The sequence below is a fragment of the Caballeronia glathei genome (assembly GCF_000698595.1).
GTDB classification, from domain to species: Bacteria; Pseudomonadota; Gammaproteobacteria; order Burkholderiales; family Burkholderiaceae; genus Caballeronia; species Caballeronia glathei.
Window position 1 is genome coordinate 66,502 of record NZ_JFHC01000010.1, and the last position, 17,886, is coordinate 84,387.

A 17,886-nucleotide genomic window follows, 5' to 3' on the forward strand; every position below is an offset into this window, starting at 1 on the left:
AGGCGGCTGACTACCCTCTGTAACTTGGTTAGGTACGCGCGCATGCGCTCGTACTGAGGTGTTTGTCCGAGATAGGGGCGCATGCGCTCCTATTGAGGTGTCTGTTGTTCCCCAGAGGGGTGTGTCTGCCCCTCTGGGGGAGATGCGCCTTCTGCCTGGGGACTTCTTCCAAGTAGGAGAGCAGCATGAAAGTATCTGGTCGAAAGACCGGGTCTGCGCTTTCCCACGCGCCGGACAACTGGAACGCCGTAGATTGGCGCCGGGTTGAACGGAACGTGCGAGGGATGCAGATTCGAATTGCGAAGGCGACGCGGGAAAGTGACTGGCGCAGGGTGAAAGCCCTGCAACGGATGCTGACTCGCACGTTATCCGCGAAGCTGTATGCGGTACGACGTGTTACGCAGAATCAGGGGGCGCGAACGGCTGGAGTCGATCGCGAACTGTGGGATTCGCCTGAAAGCCGGTGGGAAGCTATCGGCAGGTTGAAGCGGCGCGGATACAAGCCTCTGCCATTACGGAGAGTTTTTATCCCCAAAGCCAATGGAAAGGAGCGCCCTCTGGGCATCCCGACCATGCGGGACAGGGCGATGCAGGCGCTGTATCTGCTGGCTCTGGAGCCAGTGTCGGAATCGACGAGCGACCCGAATTCATATGGGTTCAGGATAAACCGCTCGACAGCTGATGCTATGGGTCAGGTACGCGCTTGCACGTCCCGGAAGGATTCGTCCCGATGGGTACTGGAAGCGGATATCAAAGGCTGCTTCGACCACATCAACCACGACTGGCTGGAAAACCATGTCCCCATGGACAGGGAGATCCTCCGGAAGTGGTTGAAGGCTGGCCTGATTTACAAGGGTCAGCTACAGGCGACTGAGGCCGGTACGCCGCAGGGAGGGATCATCTCCCCGACGCTGGCGAATGTGACGCTGAACGGGCTGGAGCGTGAACTGGTTGCGCACCTCGGTGCGAAATTCGGGATCGTCAAAGCTAAGAAGTTGAAGGTCAATGTGGTGCGATACGCGGATGACTTCGTGATTACCGGTGACTCGAAAGAGATACTGGAAAGCGTGGTCAGGCCTTGGGTGGAAGCGTTCCTTGCGGTTCGGGGCCTGCAACTGTCTGAGGCGAAAACGCGCATCACCCACATTGATGAAGGCTTCGATTTCCTTGGGTGGAATTTCCGGAAGTACTCGGGAAAATTGCTCATCAAGCCGAGCAAGAAAAACGCGCAAGCGTTTTATCGCAAGGTGGCGGAAACGATCAGCGGCAACAAAACGGTAAAGCAGGGGGATCTAATCCAACTGCTGAACCCGATGTTGCGCGGATGGGCGCAGTACCACCGTCCGGTCTCGGCCAAGCAGACGTACAGCCGCATGGAGCATCTGATTTTTCGGAAGCTCTGGCGGTGGTCGAAGCGGAGGCACCCGCAAAAGAGCGCTGTGTGGGTGAAACAGAAGTACTTTCACTCTATCGGTGCCCGGCACTGGGTGTTTGCGGTTCGTACGGTACGCGAAGACGGCAGTTGGGGGCTGAATGAGCTATACCAGCTTAGTGGTATGGCTATCAAACGGCACACGAGGATCAAGGGCGAGTTCAATCCTTTTGATCCGACATGGGAGCAATATGGCGAGACCCTGCGGCAGGGGCGCATGTGGGAACAAATGCGCTACCGAAAGCAGTGGGCGACGCTGTATATGTCACAAGGCGGGCTATGCGCGCATTGTGGCTGTGCCCTAACGGACGAATCGGGCTGGCACGACCATCATCTGGAATATCGGATGCATGGAGGTACCGACGCTTTATCCAACCGGGTGCTGCTCCACCCGCACTGCCATCAGCAAGTGCACGCTGGTAAGCTGGTTGTAACTAAGCCGGTTCTGTCGTAGACAGAACTTTGTTTGTAGATTTGAGCCGTATGCGGGGAAACTCGCACGTACGGTTCTCGGGGGGCCCGGCTTTCGCAAGAAAGTCGGGCTACCCGACAGACAGCGCCGATTGCTTCACAGCAAGCCTCACGACACGGCCGGCAGCGAGCCCGCAGCGAGCCGGACCGCAGGCCCCGCAGCCAGGCGCCGTGCCGCACTTTACGCATTGATCCGCTGCATGACAGACACCAACGTTTTCGACCCGAAAGGGACTCTCGCGCAGTTGCCGCATCTGCCCGGCGTGTACCGCTACTACGATGCCGACGGCAACGTGCTGTACGTCGGCAAGGCGCGCAACCTGAAAAAGCGCGTGTCGAGCTACTTCACGAAGACGCTGCATTCGCCGCGCATCGCGATGATGGTCACGCGCATCCGCAAGATTGAGACGACGGTTACGCGTTCCGAGGCTGAAGCGCTGTTGCTTGAGAATAATCTGATCAAGGCCCTGACGCCGCGCTACAACATCCTGTTTCGCGACGACAAGTCCTATCCCTATCTGAAGCTGACCGGCCATCAGTTTCCGCGCATGGCGTATTACCGCGGCGCCGTCGACAAGAAGAACCAGTACTTCGGCCCGTTTCCGAGCGCCTGGGCGGTGCGCGAGAGCATCCAGATCCTGCAGCGCGTGTTTCAGCTGCGCACCTGCGAGGATTCGGTGTTCGCGAACCGCACGCGGCCGTGCCTGCTGCATCAGATCGGGCGCTGCACGGCGCCGTGCGTCGGGCTCGTCAGCGAGGAGGATTACGCGCGCGATGTCGCGAACGCCTCGCGCTTTCTGCTCGGCCGGCAGGGCGAAGTGATGCGGGAGCTCGAGCAGAAAATGCATGCGTTCGCCGCCGAGCTCAAGTTCGAGCAGGCCGCGGCGGTGCGCAACCAGATGAGTTCGCTTTCGACCGTGCTGCATCAGCAGGCTATCGAGGTGGGCGGCGACAACGACGTCGACATCCTCGCGGTCGTCGCGCTGGGCGGCAAGGTGTGCGTGAATCTGGCGATGGTGCGCGGCGGCCGGCATCTCGGGGACAAGGCGTATTTCCCGACGCACGTCGAGGCGGCGATATCGCTCGGCGACGGTGGCGACGAGGACGAGGAAGGCGAGCTGATCGAAACGGTGGGGGAGATCGTGGTCGAGGAGGTCGGCGTCGAAGAGACGGCCCGGCAGCTCGAAGAGACGAACGTGGTCGAAGTGTCTTCCGCTATCGGCGACGACGACGGCGCGCAGGAAGCTGCTCAGGAAATCGTGCAGGAACCCGCTGCCCGCGAAGGCACGCTCGAATCCGAGGTGCTGGAGGCGTTCATCGCGCAGCATTACATCGGCAACCGCGTGCCGCCGGTGCTGGTCGTGAGCCACGCGCCGTCGAGCCGCGAACTCGTCGATCTTTTGATCGAGCAGGCCGGGCACAAGGTCACCGTGCTGCGCCAGCCGCAGGGGCAAAAGCGCGTGTGGCTCTCGATGGCCGAACAGAACGCGAAGCTTGCGCTCGCGCGCCTGCTCTCCGAGCAGGGCTCGCAGCAGGCGCGCACGCGCACGCTTGCGGAAACGCTCGGCCTGGAAATGGACGATCTCGCGCAGTTGCGCATCGAATGCTTCGACATCAGCCACACGATGGGCGAGGCGACGCAGGCGTCGTGCGTCGTGTATCACCATCACAAGATGCAGTCGGGCGAGTACCGGCGCTACAACATCACCGGCATCACGCCCGGCGACGACTACGCCGCGATGCGCCAGGTCCTCACGCGCCGCTACGAGAAGATGCTCGCGCAGGCCGCCGCCAACGCCGCCGACGAAGCCACGGCGCTGCAATCCTCAGCCGCGGCGTCCGCCGCCGATGCCGACGTCACGACCGATGCGGCAGAGCCCGTCGCGGCGGGCGGCCTGCTGCCGAACATCGTGCTGATCGACGGCGGCAAGGGCCAGGTCGAGATCGCGCGCCAGGTGTTCGCGGAACTGGGCCTCGATCGCGGCATGCTGGTCGGTGTCGCGAAGGGCGAAGGGCGCAAGGTCGGCCTGGAAACGCTCATCTTCGCCGACGGCCGCGGGCCGCTCGAACTCGGCAAGGAAAGCGCGGCGCTGATGCTCGTCGCGCAGATCCGCGACGAGGCGCACCGCTTCGCGATCACCGGCATGCGCGCGAAACGCGCGAAGACGCGCCAGACGTCGCGGCTCGAGGAACTCGAAGGCGTCGGCGCGAAACGCAGGCAGCGGCTCCTTTCGCGCTTCGGGGGGCTGCGCGGCGTGCAGGCGGCGAGCGTCGAGGATCTGGCGAGCGTCGAAGGCATTTCGCTCGCGCTCGCCGAACAGATTTACCGGCAACTGCACTGATCCGCACCGAGCAGCGACGGGCCGCCGGCCCCGCGTGGGCAAGGCACCTCGCCTTGTGACATGTGGGTCGACGCGGCACAATGGCACCTCCCTTACACGTTGATCACGTCCGCCCATGCCGTTCAACCTACCGATTTTCCTGACGTGGCTGCGAATCGTGCTGATTCCGCTCGTCGTGGGCGTTTTCTATCTGCCGGACGTGATGATGAGCCCCGAGCACCGCAATCTGCTCGCGATGGTCATCTTCGTGCTCGCCGCGCTGACCGACTGGTTCGATGGTTTTCTCGCCCGCAAGCTCAATCAGACATCGGCGTTCGGCGCGTTCCTCGACCCCGTCGCCGACAAGCTGATGGTCACCGCCGCGCTGCTCGTCCTCGTGCAGCTGATGCGGCTGAACGCGGTGATCGCGCTCATCATCGTCGGGCGCGAGATCACGATTTCGGCGCTGCGCGAATGGATGGCGCAGATCGGGGCATCGAAGAGCGTGGCCGTGAATTCGCTCGGCAAGTTCAAGACCGTGTGCCAGATGGTCGCCATTCCGATGCTGCTCTTCTATGGGCCGCTGAAGATTGCAGGCACGCAGTTCGTCGTCGATACGCGCGTCTGGGGCCTGTGGCTCATCTATGTCGCGGCGTTCCTGACCGTCTGGTCGATGCTGTACTACATGAAGCTCGCATGGCCGCAGATTCGCGAGCGCGGCGGGATGCTATAAATTGCGCTGAAGCGAGAAAGGGCGCATACAAAACTATTGACACGCATCTTGGGCTTCTACATAATCTCGTTTCTGTCGAGCGAGCGCTAAACAAAACAGCGCAGAGCGGTCAAGCGCATAGTGTCAAGCGCTAAGCAGCAAACGCGAAGCAAGACGAACAGCAGTGCGGGAGTAGCTCAGTTGGTAGAGCGCAACCTTGCCAAGGTTGAGGTCGCGAGTTCGAGACTCGTCTCCCGCTCCAGGTTTTGAAGTTCCTGGTGTATGGCGCAGCAGGGGCAAGCAAGTCAGTAACATCGCAGGACAATGCGGGAGTAGCTCAGTTGGTAGAGCGCAACCTTGCCAAGGTTGAGGTCGCGAGTTCGAGACTCGTCTCCCGCTCCAATCAAAGGGGAAGCCGAGCTTCCCTTTTTGTTTGGTGGACTGGCCGGATGTCATGAAGTCTGGTCGACACCAACACCGCTTACGGCGCGATAGCAAAGCGGTTATGCAGCGGCCTGCAAAGCCGTTTAGACCGGTTCGACTCCGGTTCGCGCCTCCAGTAAAAAAGCCCTGACTCGTCAGGGCTTTTTTCTTTGTGCGGGGCCGTATTGCGTCGTTCGGGCGCGCGGCATAATTGCGAATTCTTCACTGGCCGGGCGGTTTCAGGCTCGCGCCGCGGGCGATCGACCATGACTGAACAACTCTCCCGACTCGACTGGCGCTGGAAGGCGTTCCAGGCACTCTCCGCCACCGAGGTCTACGACATGCTGGCCGCGCGCAGCGCGGTGTTCGTCGTCGAGCAGAACTGCGTGTATGGCGACGTCGACGGGCTCGACCTCGATGCATGGCATCTCTTCGCCTATGGCGAAGGCGAGCAGCGCCCGGTGCTGGCGGGCTATCTGCGCGTGCTGCTGCCGGGCCACCCGGACGAATCGGAAACCGATATCCGCATCGGCCGCGTGCTCACGACGGCGGGCTTTCGCGGCCTGAAGCTCGGCAACGCGATGCTCGAGCGCGCGCTCGAACACATCGTGAAGCAGTGGCCGCAGCAGCCCGTCCGGCTGCACGCGCAGGCGCACCTGCAGAAGTTCTATGGCGCGTTCGGTTTCGACGCCATCTCCGAGGTGCACGACGAAGACGGCATCGCGCACGTCTGGATGGGTCGTCCCTGAGTCGTTCCTCCGCCGTTTCCGGACGACCGCAACGCGGTCACCGGCGCGGCGGCCACCTTGCGCTCGCCGCGCAATCGCGACCGGGCCGACAAGCGCAGCCAGTGCCTCAGCGCGACCAGCGCGCCGATCACGCTCATCATCGACCCCGGAATCCACAGCAGCAGCCCGCCGATCTGCTGATCGCGCATCGGGCTGATCCACGTGAACGCGCGCCCGCAGATCGAGTAGATCGGATACAGCTCGTGCGGCGTGAAGAAGATGTATGCGCCGAGCAGGATCTGCGGCGGAATCGCGGCGATTACCACGAGAATGCGCCGCCCCGGTGCGAGACGCGCCGGCGGAGCGGGCCGGGAGTCGAGCACGAGCCACCAGAACATGAGGCCGTCGATCACCATGCTCCAGTTCATCGCGCGGTACAGCCGGTAGTCGAGCATCGCCTTGAAGTGGATCGGCGAGAGCAGCCAGAAATAGATCAGCCCGACGAAAAGCGCGACCGCCACCACCGGATGGAACAGCACGTCGAGCACGAAGCGCGCGCTGCGCGTGTTCATCGCGGGGCGCAGCCATCGCTGCCGCCAGCGGAACGGAATGCCCGCGCGCAACGCGGCGCCGGGGTAGGAGAGCACGATGCAGAACGGCCCGAGGTGATGCAGCACGAGATGCTGCAGCCGGTGCATGAAGAACTCGTGCTCGAAGAAGTAGTCGAGCCGCGTATGCAGCGCGATGTAGATGGCGGCGAGGCCGAACCAGAACGCGATGCGCCGCGCGAGCGACACCCGCGCGTGGCGCGCGCCCCGCGCGAACAGGATGGCCGCGATCAGCACGGCGACGACGACCGTCGGCGACGGTTCCCAGGGATCGAGCCAGTAGAGTATCGGCTGCATCATGATTTCGACGTATCGATTACGCGCCGCAGGTCGTGGGCGATCGCGTCGATGGAATCGCGGTCGGTGGCGAGCAGGCGCGCATGGCCCTGCGCATCGAAGAGGTAGACGGCCGAGCTGTGCGTGACTTCGTAGTCGCCTCGCGGGTCGCGCTTTTCCATCTGGTAAGCCACGCGATAGCGCTTCGCAAGCGATTCGATCTCGCCATCCGTCCCCGTGAGGCCCACCGCGTGCTTCGAGTCGAACGCGCGCACGTAGGTCTGCAGCGCGGCGGGTGTGTCGCGCGCCGGATCGACGGTGATGAAGACGATCTGCACGCGGTTCGCGTCGGCGCCGACCTGCTGGAGAACCTGCATCAGCCGCGCCATCGTTTCGGGACAGACGTCCGGGCAGTGCGTATAGCCGAAGTAGACGAGCGTCGCGCGGCCTTCGAACGAGCGGCCGTCGACGGCCTTGCCGCTGTCGTCGACAAGCGAGAAATCCAGGTCGGGCAGGTGGCCGCTGACATCGGTCAGCCGCCACGGCTCGGCGGGCCGCGAACATCCGGCGACGAGCGCGCAGAGCGAAAGCGCGGCGGCAAGGGGGGCGCCCTTGCGCCGAAGCTGGAACAAAGAGGGCATTTCGAACTCGATTGAATGCGGGGCAGCAGGGCTGCACCGGCTGGCGACTTTATCCCAAAATAGGCCCCTTTGCCGTCTTGACGGCGCATCATCCCGGTATCGGGACGTTTTGTCGCAGGCCCGCCGCATAAGGCTGTAAGGGCAGCGAAGCGTGATCGCAAGCTGCGGCCTGCCGCGGCCCGTTGACTTCGCACCGCGGATCGGATCGGCGCCCCGCGGGCGCGCTTTTCCGGCAAGAGCGGCGATGCGCGGTAATATGCGCAAACTTTTCCGGTCAAATTCCGGCTGAAAGGCAAATATTCGATGCAAACCCTTCCTGGTTCCCTGTTTCTTGCCGAGACGGCTTTTTTCTTCGATTTCGACGGCACGCTCGTCGAACTCGCCCCGACGCCCGACGGCATCGTCGTGCCGCGCACCGTGCCGGACATCCTGGCGTCGCTGCGGCGCGCGACCAACGGCGCGGTGGCGGTGGTATCGGGGCGCGGCATCGACAGCATCGATGCGTTTCTCGGCATGCCCGATCTGCCCGTCGCGGGCCTGCACGGCGCCGAGCGGCGCGATTCGAATGGCGACGTGCAGCGCGTCGGCTTCAACGACGAGCGGCTGCTGCGCATGGAGCATGCGCTCGAGCGCGTGGTGAACGCCAATCCGGGCATGCTGCTCGAGATCAAGGGCGCGGCGCTCGCGCTGCACTTTCGCAACGCGCCCGACCGCGAGCCGACGGCGCGTGCCGCGACCGAGCGGCTCGTGAAGGAGTACGCCGACGCCTACGTGCTGCAGCCCGGCAAGATGGTCTATGAAATCAAGCCGAAGGACGTCGACAAGGGCCGCGCCGTGCGCGCGTTCCTGGGCGAGCCGCCGTTCACGGGCCGCACGCCGGTGTTCGTCGGCGACGATCTGACGGACGAAAAGGGCTTCGCGGTCGTCAACGAGGTCGGCGGGATGTCGATCAAGGTGGGCGCGGGCGACACGCTCGCGCATGCGCGCGTCGACTCGGTCGGTGCGTTCCTCGACTGGCTGCAGGTCATTGCGGGCACGGCGGGGGCGCGGGCGTGAGTCGTCTGATCATTGTCTCGAATCGCGTCGCGCCCATTTCCGAAGGCGGGCCGGCGGCGGGCGGCCTCGCGGTCGGCGTCTACGACGCACTGAAGGAAACCGGCGGCATGTGGTTCGGCTGGAGCGGTGACGTGCTGTCGGCGCCGCCGGCGGGGATCAGGCTCGAAGAACGGGGGCCGGTCACGTTCGCGACCATCGGCCTCGTGCGCCGCGACTACGACCAGTACTACCGCGGCTTTTCGAACGCGACGCTCTGGCCCGCGTTTCACTACCGGCCGGACCTGATTCAGTTCGACCGCCACGAGTTCGACGGCTATTGCCGCGTGAACCGCTGGCTCGCCGGGCAGCTCGCGCCGCTTCTGAAGCCCGACGACGTCATCTGGGTCCACGACTATCACCTGATTCCGTTCGCGCAGGCGCTGCGCGAGACCGGCGTCGCGAACCGGATTGGTTTTTTCCTCCACATTCCGTTTCCGGCGTCGCAGATTCTGCTTTCCGTGCCGCGCCATCGCGAGCTTGTCGAGGCGCTCTGTTCATTCGACCTGCTCGGCTTCCAGACAGCGCCCGACCTGCACGCGTTCTGCGAGTACGTCGAGACGGAGGCGGGCGGCACGCTCACGCGTCACGCGGCGAAGCCGTACGACGTCCGCGCGTTCGGCAAGACGCTGAAGGCCGCGGCCTATCCGATCGGCGTCTATCCCGACGAGATCGCCGCGCTCGCGAAAGACGGCGAGAGCGGCCGCGACGTGAAGATCGTCAAGGCGACGCTGCACGAGCGCAAGCTCGTGATGAGCGTGGACCGGCTCGATTATTCGAAGGGGCTCGTCGAGCGGTTCCGCGCGTTCGAGCGGCTCATCGAGCATCAGCCGCAGCAGCGCAACAACGTGTCGTTCCTGCAGATCGCGCCGCCGACGCGCGCCGACATGGACGCCTACCGCGACATCCGCCTGCAACTGGAAGCCGAGTCGGGGCGCATCAACGGGCGCTACGCGGAACTCGACTGGACGCCGATTCGCTATATCCACCGCCAGTACGAGCGCCCGGTGCTCGCCGCGCTGTTTCGCGAGGCGCACGTCGGGTTCGTCACGCCGCTGCGCGACGGAATGAACCTCGTGGCGAAGGAATACGTGTCGGCGCAGGACCCCGACGATCCCGGCGTGCTCGTGCTCTCGCAGTTCGCCGGGGCGGCGCGTGAGCTGGGCGGAGCGTTGATCGTGAATCCGCTCGATATCGACGGCATGGCCGACGCGCTCGCCACCGCGCTCGCGATGCCGCTCGGCGAGCGGCAGGCGCGCTACCGGGAGATGTTTGCTTCGCTGCGGGAGAACAACGTGTCGGTGTGGCGCGACAACTTCATGCGCGACCTGAAGGCGGCCTGACGCAATCCAAGGGCGGTGCGAAGACGGGTGAAGGGGCGCGATACTGCCGCCCCGTAAGACGGGATCGCGCTGTCTACTGCGTGGACACCGCGAGCGACGGCAGCTTTCCATGCTGCTTGGCGAGCAGCTCGCGGTAGAGGCCCGGACGGTCGCGCAACTCCTGGGGCGTGCCGTCGTCAATCACCTTGCCCGAGCTCATCACGATGATCCGGTCGAAATTCTGCAGCGTCGAGAGCCGGTGCGCAATCGCGATCACCGTGCGGCCCACCATCAGCCGGTCGAGCGCCTGCTGGATCGCTTCCTCGGAGGCGCTGTCGAGCGCGGAGGTCGCTTCGTCGAGCAGCAGGATCGGCGCGTTTTTCAGGATGGCCCGCGCAATCGCGATCCGCTGGCGCTGTCCGCCCGAGAGCTTGACGCCGCGATCTCCGACGATCGTGTCGAATCCTTCCGGCATCGCCTCGATGAAATCGGTGCAGCGCGCCTCGCGGGCCGCCGCGAACACTTCCTCGCGGCTCGCGTCGGGGCGTCCGTACGCGATGTTCTCGTACACCGTGCGGTGAAAGAGCGAGATGTCCTGCGGCACGAGCGCAATCGACTGGCGCAGGCTGTCCTGAGTGATCGACGAAATGTCCTGCCCGTCCACCCTGATGCTGCCGCCCTGCGGCTCGTAGAAGCGTTGCAGCAGCGCGAGCACGGTCGACTTGCCCGCCCCCGACTTGCCGATCAGCCCGACGCGCTGGCCCGGCTCGATGTGCAGGTGGAAGTTGTCGAGAATCGGCCGGCGGCGAGGATACGCGAACGTCACGCCTTCGAAATCGACGCGCCCGCCCTGCGGCACGAGTTCCGTCGCGTCCGAGCGGTCGGGCATGCCGTGCGGCTCGAGCAGTGTCTGCACCGCTTCCGAGAGGCGCGCGACGTGCTGCGTCACGTCGACGAGCGCCACCGCCAGGTCGCGCGTGCCGTGCAGGATCGTGAAGCCGAGCGAGCTGACGAGCACGATGTCCCCGGAAGTCGCGCGGCCCTGCGACCAGAGCCACAGCGCCCAGCCGAGCAGGCCCGCCGACAGGATCGCGGTCACGACCGCGTGAAAGAGCCGCAGCTTTTCCAGATAGAGCAGGCTTTGCTGGCGTGCGACCATCTCGGCCTTCACGGTCGAGCCGAAGCGTTTCTGCTCGCGAAACGTCATGCCGAACGCGCGCACGAGCGCCATGTTGCCGATCACGTCGACGAGTTCGCCGTCGACGGACGCCGCCTTCGACGCGAAATTGTGGTGCCGGGCGGACCCGCGCTTCGCGAGCCGGTACAGGATGAACGAGAGGATCGCCGAGGCGACCATCAGGCCGCCCGCCATCAGCGGGTTGACGGTCACGATCATCACGATCGCGCCCAGCACCGCGATGCACGGCGGCAGGACGTTCCAGGCCATCACGTTCTCGGACGTGTAGATCGCGTTCGAGGTCGCCGTGATCCGGCTCGCCAGCATGCCGGGCTGCTTTTCGGAGAAATAGGTCGGCGAGTGGCCGCTCAGGTACTGGAACAGGTCGCGGCGCAGGTCGCCCGTCACGGTGACGAACGCATGCGCGCCGACCCAGCCGCCGACCCGCCACAGCAGGTTGTCGGCGGCGATCAGCCCGACGAGGATCATGAACGCGCCCCACAGGGCGCCCGGGTGTCCGCGGCCCTGGCCGAGCACGTCGATCAGGTGCTTGATCGCGTACTGCGAGGCGAGCGCGCATCCGACCGCGGCGAACACGCTGGTGAGCACGGTGGCGTGGGCGATCGGGTGGCGGCGGATGTAACGGAGCAGAAACGCGAGCGGGCGATGCGCGTAGCTCGCTAGCTTGGCGTTGTGCGCGTTACGCTGGGAGACGGTGAGTTGGTCCAATTGGTGGTTTTTGGTCGTAGGGCGGTTGAGCTTGTGTTGCGCCTGATTCGGTGCCGCTGACGTCTCGAAAAAGCGACGCAGCGCCGTCGTGTGTCTCAGCGTGCGGGTCCATGGCTGAATTGTAGCCAGTAAAGTGGCCGGCCAAAGAAGGCAAATCGCCTGTCGGACGGCTTTTCCGCATGCTGCGCGTTCGGCTTCGGACGCGCTCTGGTGCTCGGGCGCGGCGCATTGTAAGCAATGCGCGCCATGTTGCGGCGACGCATTTTCACGTCGCCCTGCCACTTCGGCGCCCGCTTCAGGAGCCTTGACGGGACCGGCGCGGCCCGCTTGCACGGCCTGCCGGGAGCGCGTTGCCCCGCTTCGATTGCAGGGCGGAGCATATCGCGGGCCAGCCGGATCCTGCGGGGAGCCGTGAGTACGGGCGATAATCGACCCTTTGGCGGATGGCCACGGAGAGCGCGAACATACGCCCTACAATGTAGAACAGCCTTAATAAACAGGGGTTTGCAAAGTGTTTCCCCTTTGTAACAAGGTAAATAAGTTGAAATGGGTACGCGTCATTCGTGTAAAAACGTCCATAATCCGCGTCGGGTTTCCCCTTAGGATTTTTGACAGGTTTTTGTAGGTTCCGGTCAACCCGTCCGCCACTTACGCGTTTACCGCAGGTGCGTGGCGAATTTAGAGATGGAACCGGAATTGCTCTAGTCAGCCATCCGCGCGAAAAACCTGTGATCAGCGAACCCACGCTTTTTCACTCGAGCAGCACGCCGTCCCGGGCAACACCTGAGCGGCAGGCTATTCGCCCGAGCCGAGCGATTCGCTTCCGATGCTTCCGACACAACAAGCAGCACCTTAGCCTGAATTTTTACTAGGAGTCTCCGATATGCGAATCGCTCAAATCGCGCCCCTCCACGAGGCAGTTCCGCCGAAGCTCTACGGCGGCACCGAACGCGTGGTGTCCTATCTGACTGAAGCCCTGGTCGATGCCGGACATGACGTCACGCTCTTCGCGAGCGGTGATTCGCAAACGTCGGCCAAGCTCGAAGCGTTCTGGCCGCAGGCGCTGCGCCTCGACCCGACCATCCGCGACACGATGGCGCCGCACATGCTGCTGCTCGAAGAAGTCCGCCGCCGCGCCGACGAATTCGACGTGCTGCATTTCCACATCGACTACTACCCGTTTTCGCTGTTCGCGCGCCAGCCGGTGCCGTTCCTGACGACGCTCCACGGCCGTCTCGACCTGCCCGAACTGCAGCCGATCTTCAACACGTTCAGCGACGTGCCGGTCGTCTCGATCTCGGACAACCAGCGCCAGCCGCTGCCGCAGGCGAACTGGCTTTCGACGGTCTATCACGGCCTGCCGGAAAACCTGCTGAAGCCGATTCCGAACGTCGAGCCGGGTTATCTCGCGTTTCTCGGCCGCATTTCGCCGGAAAAGCGCGTCGACCGCGCAATCCGCATCGCGGAAGCCGCCGGCATGAAGATCAAGATCGCTGCGAAGCTCGACAAGGCCGACCGCGCCTACTACGAAGAGCAGATCAAGCCGCTTTTCTCGCTGCCGCACGTCGAGTACATCGGTGAGATCAACGAGCAGCAGAAGACCGAATTCCTCGGCAACGCGCACGCGCTCTTGTTCCCGATCGACTGGCCGGAGCCCTTCGGCCTCGTCATGATCGAGGCAATGGCCTGCGGCACGCCGGTGATCGCGTTCAACCGCGGCTCGGTGCCGGAAGTGATCGAAAACGGCGTGTCGGGCTTCGTCGTCGAAGACGAACTGAGCGCGATCGCCGCCGTGAAGCGCCTCGACACTCTGTCGCGCGCGAAAGTGCGCCGCGCCTTCGAGACGCGCTTCTCGTCGAAGGTCATGGCCGACCGCTACGTGCAGTCGTATGAAGAGCTGCTGCGCCAGAAGCGCCGCACGGTGCTGCGCGAAGTCAACGCCGGCTAAGGCTGCTGCACGGTCCAGGTCTCACGCCGGAGCGTCGCGGAAATCCGCCTGAACGACAACGCCCCGCGCGCCTCACGGCGCCCGGGGCGTTGTCATGCGCACACGCTTTCAGTTCGAAAGCCTGCGCGCGGGCACGAAATCCATGGCGCCCCGCGCAATCTCCCTATAATGTCCGGGCTCCGCGCAAAGCGGGGCGGACCGTGGTCCGTTGCGGCCCTTCGTGGCGCGCGCCGCGCATCAACCGTGCAGAGGAGCTGACTTTTGGCGAGAACGAAGCAAACCAGCGCGAGCCCGGCCCCGGGCGCCGGCACAGTTTTCGCGCTGCGGGCGATCGGACTCGTGCTTGTCGCGCGCTGGCTCTTTTCGATGTCGCAGATGGGCTACCTGTCGTCGCTGCGCGCGATGACGTCCTCGCCGTGGGCCTGCATCAATCTCGTCCTGATATTCCTTCTTGTGTTCCTGCCGGGCGCGCGCGCGCGCGCCGAGCGTCCGCTGCATCCGTTGCCGCAATGGCTGCGTCAGGCGCTGCGCCTGCTCGCGCTCCTGACGTTCGGATTCGCGGTGTTTTCCGTGGGGGCCTTCACATGGCAGGCCGGCTGGCGGCGCGTCGTGCACGCGCTTGCCGAGACCAACGGATGGCTCGCCGTCGCGCCCGCGCTGTACGCCGTCGTGATGTGGATCTGCCGCCCGCGCGCGCTGTGGCGCACGAATGTCGCCGCGCGGCGTTTCGCGATCGGCCGTTATGCCATTTCGCTGGATCCGATGACGCGCACCGCCGTCGTCTGGGCCGAGAGCCGCAAGGTCGGGCAGTACGATGCCCGCGAGTTGTCGGTGAAGTGGCCGCAGGCCGAACCTGCCGCCGACACGCCCCCGGGGGCACCCAGCGTGGCGCCTGCGCCGGCGCCCTCGTCCGCGCCGCGGCGCAGGCGGCTCGGGGGCTTCTCGCGGCGGCCGAAGGTGGAGTTGCTGTGGGACTCGCCGGCGGCGGCGGGGCACAACCGCACGACGGTGTTTCGCGCACCGCTCGCGAGCGAGGGCGACCGCAACGCCGCCCGCGCGCTCGACGCCACCTTGCGGCAGGTTTGAGCTTCGGCTGAGCGGAGCCCGCGGCCCGCGCGCGTGACCCGTCTCGCCGGGGCCGCCTGAACGCCTGAACGCGATTGCCATTCGCTTCGCCACGCGCGCAACACGAACGTCAGTTTCTTCACGTCTTTCCGTCAAGAGAGGGAGGGAGCATGCTGATCCGCTGGTTGCTGGCCGCCATTCATCTGCTTGCATTCGGATTCGCGCTGGCGTCGGTGCTTTCGCGGGCCCGTGCGCTGCGGCGGCTCGATCCGTCGAATTCGCTGCACGCGAACGCCGCCGGACTGCGCGACGTGTTCCGTGCCGACGGCGTCTGGGGCGTGACCGCGCTGATCCTGCTCGTCACCGGCGCGATGCGCGCCTTCGGCGGCTTCGAGAAGGGCGGCGCCTACTATCTGCACGAGCCGCTCTTTCACCTCAAGATGACGGCGCTCGTGCTGATCCTCGTGATCGAGATTTCCCCGATGATGGCGCTCATCCGCTGGCGCGTGGCCGCGCGCCAGGGCGGCGCGGTCGATCTCGGGCGCGCGAGGCGCTTTGCGTGGATGAGCGACCTCGAAGCCGGGCTCGTGATCGTGATGGTGATTGCCGCGAGCGGGATGGCGCGGGGGATCTGGGCGGGGTAGGGCGCACGCGAACAATAAAAAACCCCGGTGCCTTTCGGGGCCGGGGTTTTCCGGAAGGTGCCCTGAAAACCGGAGCACCTTCCTCTATCGTGGTGGGTAGTACTGGGATCGAACCAGTGACCCCTGCCGTGTGAAGGCAGTGCTCTACCGCTGAGCTAACCACCCGAAGAAACGAGATTATGTCAGAGCTATCCGCGTTCGTCTAGCGATTCTTTAAAGCAATGCACGAATCTAGGCGGCCGCCTCGGCATTTTCCACCACGGCCGGTTCCGTGCGCCATACGCTCGTGCCTTTGACGGCACGGTCGAGGTCGCTGAGCACGGCATCGTGGGCGGTGAGTTCGTCGGCGCTCGCCACGATCACCCGCAGATCCAGTCCGTCTAGCGCGATGCGCGGCGAGAGCGCCGCACCGGCCGCGGGCACATCCCCGAGCATGTCGATGACGAGGCTCTCCTGGCCGCGCGTCATCGCGAGATACACCTCCGCGAGCAACTCCGAGTCGAGCAGCGCGCCGTGCAGCGTACGGTGCGCATTGCTGATGCCGAAGCGGTCGCAGAGCGCATCGAGCGAATTGCGTTTGCCCGGGAACATCTGCTTCGCCTGCACGAGCGTGTCGATCACGCCGCCGCACACGTCGGCCATCTTCGGCAGGCCGAGCAGCCCGAATTCGACGTCGAGAAAGCCGATGTCGAACGGCGCGTTGTGGATGATCAGTTCCGCGTCCGCGAGAAAGTGGCGCAGTTCGGCCGCGATCTCGGCGAACCTGGGCTTGTCGCTCAGGAATTCCGTGGTGAGGCCGTGGACCGCGAGCGCGCCCGGGTCGCTGTCGCGTCCCGGATTGATGTAGAAGTGCAGGTTGTTGCCGGTGAGCCGTCGGTTGATCAGCTCGACGCAGCCGATTTCGATGATGCGGTCGCCCGTGCGGGCATTGAGGCCGGTGGTTTCGGTATCGAGTACGAGTTGGCGCATTGGCTTGGTTCGGTTGGCTGATTAGCTGTCGGCGAGCGATGTCACGCCGCGGTTGGCGAGCGCATCGGCGCGTTCGTTTTCAGGATGACCTGCGTGGCCCTTGACCCAGCGCCATTCGATCTGGTGCTGCCCGACGAGCGCGTCGAGCCGCTTCCAGAGGTCGGCGTTCTTGACCGGCGTTTTCGCGGCCGTCATCCAGCCCTTCTTTTTCCAGCCATGGATCCATTCGCTGATGCCTTTCTGCACGTATTGCGAATCGGTGTGGATCACGGCGTGGCACGGCCGCTTGAGCGCCTCGAGCGCGGCGATCACGGCCATCAGTTCCATGCGGTTGTTGGTGGTGGCGGCTTCCCCGCCGAAGATTTCCTTTTCCTGCGAGCCGAAGCGAAGGAGGGCGCCCCAGCCGCCGGGGCCCGGGTTGCCCTTGCAGGCGCCGTCGGTGTAGATGTCAATTACCTTTGAGGAGTCTGAAGTCATCAATGCTCGTTGCGTGTGTGCGGGGCCGCGACCGGGGCGAGCCCCGGCGCGAGTGCGGGTTTCTTCAGCTTGCGCGGGCCGATCAGGCGCATGCCGCGCACGCGCTTGATCGCCGTGATCATGTAGGCCGCGCCGAAGATGGGCCACCAGCGATCGCCGGCGGCTTCCATGAACTGATAGCGCTGGAGCCACTTGTCGGTGACGAGCGGCGGACGATAGCAGCCGAAGCGCCCGCGTTCAAGGTCGAAGCCGAGCAGCTTGATCCAGTCCTTGATGCGCGTGAACGCGATCATTTCATGCGCGGCCGGCACGAACGGCCGTCCGGCGACGTTGCCGAGCGACTGCCGCGCGCCCCAGAGGCTGAGCGAATTGAAGCCGAGGATGATCAGCTGGCCTTCCGGCATCAGCACGCGTTCGGCCTCGCGCAGCAGGCGGTGCGGATCGCCCGTGAATTCCAGCGTGTGCGGCAGCACGAGCAGATCGACGCTCTGGGCCTCGAACGGCAGGTCGAGCAGGTCGCACCAGACCGTGCTGCGTCCCTCCGGCGCATGCACGCCGCGATTCGCCGACGGCAGCGACGCGACGCCCGGCCGCGCATTCGCCGCGGCGGCGCCCGCCGGGTATGTGTACGGCGCGCTCGCGCCGCTCGCGGCGTCGAGCACGAGCGCACGGCCGGTCATGCGGTTTTCGCGCAGGGCGTCGAGCTGCGGCATGCCGAGCTGCAGCGCGTGGTAGCCGAAAATGTCGGAAACCACGCGATCGAGTTGCGCCTGTTCCCAGTCGAGCACGTAGCGTCCGGGCGCAGAGCCTGTCCAGGCGGGCCAGTCTATAATCGATCGGTCAGACATGTT

General features: G+C 64.8%; 15 protein-coding genes and 4 tRNA genes. 12 read left to right on the forward strand and 7 right to left on the reverse strand.

Annotated elements, in window-relative coordinates; translation table 11 throughout:
- Positions 1–185: 185 nt before the first annotated feature.
- The 7 genes from ltrA (at position 186) to BG61_RS09545 (ending at position 6,108) form a co-directional block, all read left to right on the forward strand.
- Complete coding sequence (gene ltrA, locus BG61_RS09515) at positions 186–1,886, forward strand: group II intron reverse transcriptase/maturase (RefSeq protein WP_035925376.1); 1,701 nt, start codon at positions 186–188, stop codon at positions 1,884–1,886.
- Between the two features lie 217 nt (positions 1,887–2,103).
- On the forward strand, positions 2,104–4,245 hold the full coding sequence (uvrC, locus tag BG61_RS09520) for an excinuclease ABC subunit UvrC (RefSeq protein ID WP_035925374.1): 2,142 nt from the start codon (positions 2,104–2,106) through the stop codon (positions 4,243–4,245).
- A gap of 115 nt (positions 4,246–4,360) precedes the next feature.
- Positions 4,361–4,957: a CDP-diacylglycerol--glycerol-3-phosphate 3-phosphatidyltransferase gene (gene pgsA / locus BG61_RS09525; protein ID WP_035925371.1), complete on the forward strand. Its 597-nt coding sequence runs from the start codon at positions 4,361–4,363 to the stop codon at positions 4,955–4,957.
- 165 nt (positions 4,958–5,122) lie between these two features.
- Positions 5,123–5,198, forward strand: a tRNA-Gly gene (locus BG61_RS09530).
- Positions 5,199–5,262: 64 nt separating this feature from the next.
- A tRNA-Gly gene (locus tag BG61_RS09535) sits at positions 5,263–5,338 on the forward strand.
- 83 nt (positions 5,339–5,421) lie between these two features.
- A tRNA-Cys gene (locus BG61_RS09540) sits at positions 5,422–5,495 on the forward strand.
- A 130-nt stretch (positions 5,496–5,625) separates the two neighbouring features.
- Entirely contained in the window at positions 5,626–6,108 is a 483-nt protein-coding gene (locus BG61_RS09545) for a GNAT family N-acetyltransferase (protein ID WP_035925368.1), read from the forward strand.
- Here BG61_RS09545 and BG61_RS09550 read toward each other — a convergent pair.
- Positions 6,027–6,992: a cytochrome c oxidase assembly protein gene (locus BG61_RS09550; RefSeq protein WP_035925586.1), complete on the reverse strand. Its 966-nt coding sequence runs from the start codon at positions 6,990–6,992 to the stop codon at positions 6,027–6,029. The genes BG61_RS09545 and BG61_RS09550 overlap by 82 nt on opposite strands.
- Positions 6,992–7,612 carry an SCO family protein gene (locus BG61_RS09555; RefSeq protein WP_035925366.1) on the reverse strand — a complete coding sequence of 207 codons (621 nt, stop codon included), beginning with the start codon at positions 7,610–7,612 and terminating at the stop codon, positions 6,992–6,994. Before BG61_RS09555 ends, BG61_RS09550 begins: the two co-directional genes overlap by 1 nt.
- 303 nt (positions 7,613–7,915) lie before the next feature.
- Between BG61_RS09555 and otsB the strand changes: the two genes are divergently transcribed.
- Positions 7,916–8,668, forward strand: coding sequence for a trehalose-phosphatase (otsB, locus tag BG61_RS09560; protein WP_035925363.1), 753 nt, complete (start codon positions 7,916–7,918; stop codon positions 8,666–8,668).
- Positions 8,665–10,047: an alpha,alpha-trehalose-phosphate synthase (UDP-forming) gene (gene otsA, locus BG61_RS09565; protein ID WP_035925361.1), complete on the forward strand. Its 1,383-nt coding sequence runs from the start codon at positions 8,665–8,667 to the stop codon at positions 10,045–10,047. The genes otsB and otsA overlap by 4 nt, the downstream gene beginning before the upstream one ends.
- A 73-nt stretch (positions 10,048–10,120) precedes the next feature.
- On the opposite strand, the gene BG61_RS09570 is transcribed toward otsA, so the two are convergent.
- The gene (locus BG61_RS09570) at positions 10,121–11,932 is read right to left on the reverse strand and encodes an ABC transporter ATP-binding protein (protein WP_035941636.1); all 1,812 of its coding nucleotides are present in this window, start codon (positions 11,930–11,932) and stop codon (positions 10,121–10,123) included.
- Positions 11,933–12,815: 883 nt separating this feature from the next.
- Here BG61_RS09570 and BG61_RS09575 point away from each other — a divergent pair.
- From BG61_RS09575 to BG61_RS09585, 3 genes are all read left to right on the forward strand, one after another.
- Positions 12,816–13,880: a glycosyltransferase family 4 protein gene (locus BG61_RS09575; RefSeq protein ID WP_035925356.1), complete on the forward strand. Its 1,065-nt coding sequence runs from the start codon at positions 12,816–12,818 to the stop codon at positions 13,878–13,880.
- Between the two features lie 261 nt (positions 13,881–14,141).
- On the forward strand, positions 14,142–14,966 hold the full coding sequence (locus BG61_RS09580) for a hypothetical protein (protein WP_035925353.1): 825 nt from the start codon (positions 14,142–14,144) through the stop codon (positions 14,964–14,966).
- A 149-nt stretch (positions 14,967–15,115) separates the two neighbouring features.
- A complete protein-coding gene (locus BG61_RS09585) occupies positions 15,116–15,589 on the forward strand; it encodes a DUF2214 family protein (protein ID WP_035925352.1) in 474 nt (157 codons plus the stop codon).
- A 90-nt stretch (positions 15,590–15,679) separates the two neighbouring features.
- On the opposite strand, the gene BG61_RS09590 is transcribed toward BG61_RS09585, so the two are convergent.
- The 4 genes from BG61_RS09590 to BG61_RS09605 form a co-directional block, all read right to left on the reverse strand.
- Positions 15,680–15,754: transfer RNA gene (locus BG61_RS09590), tRNA-Val, on the reverse strand.
- A 66-nt stretch (positions 15,755–15,820) separates the two neighbouring features.
- The gene (dnaQ, locus tag BG61_RS09595; RefSeq protein ID WP_035925347.1) at positions 15,821–16,558 is read right to left on the reverse strand and encodes a DNA polymerase III subunit epsilon; all 738 of its coding nucleotides are present in this window, start codon (positions 16,556–16,558) and stop codon (positions 15,821–15,823) included.
- A 21-nt stretch (positions 16,559–16,579) separates the two neighbouring features.
- Positions 16,580–17,035: a ribonuclease HI gene (gene rnhA / locus BG61_RS09600; protein ID WP_035925345.1), complete on the reverse strand. Its 456-nt coding sequence runs from the start codon at positions 17,033–17,035 to the stop codon at positions 16,580–16,582.
- Entirely contained in the window at positions 17,035–17,883 is an 849-nt protein-coding gene (locus BG61_RS09605; RefSeq protein ID WP_035925342.1) for a methyltransferase domain-containing protein, read from the reverse strand. The genes rnhA and BG61_RS09605 overlap by 1 nt, the downstream gene beginning before the upstream one ends.
- Positions 17,884–17,886: the final 3 nt, after the last annotated feature.

Bases quoted from the DNA above. Each gene is read 5' to 3' on its own strand.
- pgsA (WP_035925371.1), top strand. From the start codon at position 4,361: ATGCCGTTCAACCTACCGATTTTCCTGACGTGGCTGCGAATCGTGCTG.
- BG61_RS09575 (WP_035925356.1), top strand. From the start codon at position 12,816: ATGCGAATCGCTCAAATCGCGCCCCTCCACGAGGCAGTTCCGCCGAAG.
- dnaQ (WP_035925347.1), bottom strand. From the start codon at position 16,558: ATGCGCCAACTCGTACTCGATACCGAAACCACCGGCCTCAATGCCCGC.
- ltrA (WP_035925376.1), top strand. From the start codon at position 186: ATGAAAGTATCTGGTCGAAAGACCGGGTCTGCGCTTTCCCACGCGCCG.
- BG61_RS09605 (WP_035925342.1), bottom strand. From the start codon at position 17,883: ATGTCTGACCGATCGATTATAGACTGGCCCGCCTGGACAGGCTCTGCG.
- BG61_RS09550 (WP_035925586.1), bottom strand. From the start codon at position 6,992: ATGCAGCCGATACTCTACTGGCTCGATCCCTGGGAACCGTCGCCGACG.
- BG61_RS09545 (WP_035925368.1), top strand. From the start codon at position 5,626: ATGACTGAACAACTCTCCCGACTCGACTGGCGCTGGAAGGCGTTCCAG.
- rnhA (WP_035925345.1), bottom strand. From the start codon at position 17,035: ATGACTTCAGACTCCTCAAAGGTAATTGACATCTACACCGACGGCGCC.
- otsB (WP_035925363.1), top strand. From the start codon at position 7,916: ATGCAAACCCTTCCTGGTTCCCTGTTTCTTGCCGAGACGGCTTTTTTC.
- uvrC (WP_035925374.1), top strand. From the start codon at position 2,104: ATGACAGACACCAACGTTTTCGACCCGAAAGGGACTCTCGCGCAGTTG.
- BG61_RS09555 (WP_035925366.1), bottom strand. From the start codon at position 7,612: ATGCCCTCTTTGTTCCAGCTTCGGCGCAAGGGCGCCCCCCTTGCCGCC.
- BG61_RS09585 (WP_035925352.1), top strand. From the start codon at position 15,116: ATGCTGATCCGCTGGTTGCTGGCCGCCATTCATCTGCTTGCATTCGGA.